This window comes from Haloferax sp. Atlit-6N (assembly GCF_003383195.1).
Taxonomy (GTDB): Archaea; Halobacteriota; Halobacteria; order Halobacteriales; family Haloferacaceae; genus Haloferax; species Haloferax gibbonsii.
The window spans coordinates 1-575 of sequence record NZ_QEQJ01000129.1; the positions used below are offsets into that span (position 1 = coordinate 1).

The following is a 575-nucleotide window of genomic DNA, read 5'->3' on the forward strand; positions in this document are numbered from 1 at the left end:
AGTGGAGAAGCTCAAACCGATCGTTCGGATGCACGTCGAGGCGCTGAACGAAGCCACGAAAGACATCCCGGACGAACAGCTCCGCGTCCACACCTGCTGGGGGAGCTACGAGGGGCCCCACCACCGCGACAAGCCGCTCGAAGAGCTCATCCCGATCCTCTACGACCTCGACATCGGCGGGCTCTCCATCGAGGAGGCCAACCCCCGCCACCAGCACGAGTATCGGGTATTCCGCGAGCACCCCCTGCCCGACGACTGGACGGTCATCCCGGGCGTGATCGACGTGAAGACGAACGTCGTCGAACATCCCGAAGCCGTCGCCGACCGCCTCGAACGATTCGCCGACGCGGTCGGCGATCCCGAGCGGATCGTCGCGGGCGCTGACTGCGGCTTCGAGACGGTCGTCGAGGGCGCGAACGCGGTCCACCCCTCGATCGCCTGGCAGAAACTCGAAGCCCTCGTCGACGGTGCGGAACTGGCGTCCGAGCGGTTGGCCTGACTTCGGCGGCCCGACTGACCAGAAAAAATGACATCTAATGTACTATTCTCCCCATTGCGGTTTCAGTAAATCGGGA

General features: G+C 64.0%; 1 pseudogene. It reads left to right on the plus strand.

Annotated elements, in window-relative coordinates:
• Window positions 1–499 (plus strand): annotated as a pseudogene (locus tag DEQ92_RS21535) (methionine synthase); the annotation flags it as partial.
• Window positions 500–575: the final 76 nt, after the last annotated feature.